The organism is Clostridium sp. AM22-11AC (assembly GCF_003473545.1).
Lineage (GTDB): Bacteria > Bacillota > Clostridia > Lachnospirales > Lachnospiraceae > Enterocloster.
In genome coordinates this window covers 1-3,126 of record NZ_QUCM01000050.1, presented here as the reverse complement: position 1 = coordinate 3,126, position 3,126 = coordinate 1, and the positions used below count along the sequence as shown (strand labels likewise).

Below are 3,126 nucleotides of genomic sequence, written 5' to 3'. Positions count from 1 at the left end.
GCATTTTTAATTCAAAAGAGCGCCGGCGGCGGTCTTTCCTATAAAGTAAAAAATGGCTGCGGAATTGCTCCCACAGCCATCGTGCCTGAAAACCGTACCTTGGCACCGTGATCTCTCACAGGTTTTTACAGGACATTTTGAAAATCTGCATTATATGCTTTCCAAAAGTCGTTTCCATGAACCTGAACACATAACCCCATAACAAATAACCGATAAACGATAACTATGAACCGTAACCGCCAGTAAGTATTGTTAGAAATATGTCCTGCACGGAATGAGTGATCAGATATCTACCTCAAACAACACCGTCTGGTTATAGCGATCCAGTGCGATCTGCATGTCCATGATCATATTGGAAATACGGTCATATTCCTGCCGGATCAGTTCCGGATCGTAGTTGATATACTTATACTCAGGCGCTGAACCAGATGAGCTAAATGCACTGCCATACACACGCGTTTTTGGCAGTCTCTTACGCATATCGTCAAGAACAGCCTTTCTCTTATTGAGCTGAGCCATTCGAACCAGAATACTGTCAATGCTCATCTCCTGTTCACCTACCTGCACCTTTGCTGTGGCATTGGTCAGGTTCAATGCGTGTTTGATAATGATGATCTTCCTGTCTATCTCATCAATTGTATGCGCAACTGTCATGTAATTGTATTCCGGAATGACCGGCTCCTCATTGACAGCAGCGACGTAAGTACTGGATGATGCTTCCTTGTTTACCCAGAATGCTTTGTCTTCCTCAAGGCTTCTCAGCATCTTATTTGCATAAGCCGATGTAATTTTCTGCATGATTTTCGCCTTCCTCTCTATCCTCATCTTCCGTCATTTACTTCTGATCCGATTGTAAATCATTCGGTGGCAGATGTCATTCAACCATCGGTTTAAAATTCCCCATAAATGAGGAATATCCCCGTCAATGACGAGGATATCTTCAATCGTAGTATGTAATAATCTACTTAAAATAACAAAATTGTCTATGCTGGGTAACGATTTGCCGGACAGCCATTTATAAATAGCCTGCGGATTCTCAAATCCGAAAGCTCCCTGGATCTCCCGAATCGTATATCCCTGTTCCAAAAGCAGCTTTTTTATGCGTTCTCCAGTCTTTTCCGGTTGGATCGACAAATACATTGGTTCCATAGTTTGTGCCTCCATGATTCAGGACCGTGTTTCTTGATAACGTATATATTGTAACATAGAAAAGACTGACTCACTAGTACCAATCATAACAAAATTGGTTACAATTCAGTCATCAAAGTCATTTAGTTAGCGATAAAGTGAGGAACATTCATAAAAATAAAGCATTAGTCATATTCCTGTAGCTACAATTCGGTTGAAATCAGAAGATTTTTCCAATGCTTCTTATTCCAAATTTTTTCTTTTATCGTTCCAATTTTTCGTGACTTTTATGAATTGCCAATTTTCCATCTTTCTTATAAAATTTATGTTTGAGATTTTTTGATCAATTCCATGTGATTTCGGATTCAGCTATACTTGTTTGATTTGTAAAAGAAGGGAGACTGCTTTATGAGCCAATCTGCAAAACAATCTACCATTAAAGATATGACAACTGGAAGCCCTGCTAAATTGATTCTTGGATTCGCCATTCCCATGCTGATGGGGCTTTTGTTTCAGCAATTTTACAGCATGGTTGATACCATTATTGTAGGAAAGTTTCTGGGCGTGGATGCCCTGGCTTCCGTTGGCTCCACAGCCGCTATCAACTTTATGATCAATGGCTTTGTAATCGGTGTATGCACCGGATTCTCTATTCCGGTTGCTCAGCGGTTCGGCGCCCAGGATTATAAGGACATGCGGCGTTTCGTTGCCAATGCCGGATGGCTGGCATCTTTTTTCGCTGTGGTTATGACCGTAATCGTCTGTCTGATGACCCGTCAGATCCTTGTCTGGATGCAGACACCGGACAATATCATCGACGGTGCCTACAGCTATATCTTCTTTGTGTTTGCCGGTATTCCGGCCACGTATCTGTACAATACCTTAGCCGGTATCATCCGTGCACTGGGAGACTCCAGGACACCTGTTTATTTTCTGATTTTATCCAGTCTCTTAAATATCGTACTGGATCTGTTTTTCATCGTACAGATAGGAACCGGAACAGCCGGTGCTGCTTATGCTACGGTGATCGCACAGGCTGTTTCCGGCATTCTCTGCCTGATCTATATGAAGAAGAAATTTGATATTTTAAAAATGCATCGGGAGGAAACACGAATCAGTACCTACCACCTCTATCGTCTCTGCATGATGGGTATTCCCATGGGACTTCAATACTCCATCACTGCCATCGGTTCGGTGGTGATCCAGACCGCCATCAACTCTCTCGGTTCCATTGCGGTTGCCTCGGTTACTGCCGGTCAGAAAATCGGTATGTTCTTCTGCTGCCCCTTTGATGCACTGGGAGGCACGATGGCAACCTATGCCGGACAGAATGCCGGTGCCGGGAAAACTGACCGTATCCGCCAGGGAGTTCGTTCTGCAACCTTCATTGGAAGCATCTACTCGGTTCTGGCCTGCATTGTCCTGACCCTATTCGGCGGTGTGATCCCACTGCTCTTTGTAGATGCTTCGGAGACAGTTGTAATTCATCAGGCTCACCAGTTTTTAACCTTTAATTCTCTGTTTTATATTCCGCTTACCATCGTCAATGTATGGCGTTTTACCATTCAGGGAATGGGCTACAGTCTTCTTGCCATTCTCGCCGGTGTCTGCGAGATGATCGCCCGGGCTTTGGTTGGATTTGCACTGGTTCCCATCTTCGGCTACATTATCATATGCTTCGCTTCTCCTCTTGCGTGGCTTATGGCAGACGCCTTTCTGATTCCGGCCTTTTACTATTGCCTGCGGAACCTGTTGAAAGCACAGGAAATGCTTGAATAAATGAATCTATAAAGTCAAAAGCAGGTCTGAAATTGATATTGCTCCTATTTCATGCCTGCTCTTTTATTGTTTCTTTCCTTCCTTTTATTTACCAAACAGACAAACTGGAAGAGTTTCTTTGATATTGTCAATATTAGTTGACACATTTTCCTCAAGGCTTTTGAACCCTATGCTGCTTCCTTCAGGGAAGCGTAATATTGTTGTCTTTTGATCATTGGG

3 protein-coding genes are annotated in these 3,126 nt (G+C 43.2%); 1 reads left to right on the top strand and 2 read right to left on the bottom strand.

Annotated features, from left to right (window positions below):
* Window positions 1-282 precede the first annotated feature (282 nt).
* Together DW251_RS17725 and DW251_RS17720 are read right to left on the bottom strand one after the other, a co-directional pair.
* Window positions 283-798 (bottom strand): hypothetical protein, encoded by a 516-nt coding sequence (locus DW251_RS17725; RefSeq protein WP_118301902.1) that lies wholly within the window; start codon window positions 796-798, stop codon window positions 283-285.
* Between the two features lie 33 nt (window positions 799-831).
* Window positions 832-1,149 carry a helix-turn-helix transcriptional regulator gene (locus DW251_RS17720; protein WP_021869728.1) on the bottom strand — a complete coding sequence of 106 codons (318 nt, stop codon included), beginning with the start codon at window positions 1,147-1,149 and terminating at the stop codon, window positions 832-834.
* Window positions 1,150-1,536: 387 nt separating this feature from the next.
* On the opposite strand from DW251_RS17720, the gene DW251_RS17715 reads away from it, so the two are divergent.
* Window positions 1,537-2,907, top strand: a complete 1,371-nt coding sequence (locus DW251_RS17715; protein ID WP_118301901.1) for an MATE family efflux transporter — start codon at window positions 1,537-1,539, stop codon at window positions 2,905-2,907.
* Window positions 2,908-3,126 lie beyond the last annotated feature (219 nt).

Excerpts from the sequence above, each read along its gene's own strand:
- DW251_RS17725 (WP_118301902.1), bottom strand. The coding sequence starts at position 798 with ATGCAGAAAATTACATCGGCTTATGCAAATAAGATGCTGAGAAGCCTT.
- DW251_RS17720 (WP_021869728.1), bottom strand. The coding sequence starts at position 1,149 with ATGGAACCAATGTATTTGTCGATCCAACCGGAAAAGACTGGAGAACGC.
- DW251_RS17715 (WP_118301901.1), top strand. The coding sequence starts at position 1,537 with ATGAGCCAATCTGCAAAACAATCTACCATTAAAGATATGACAACTGGA.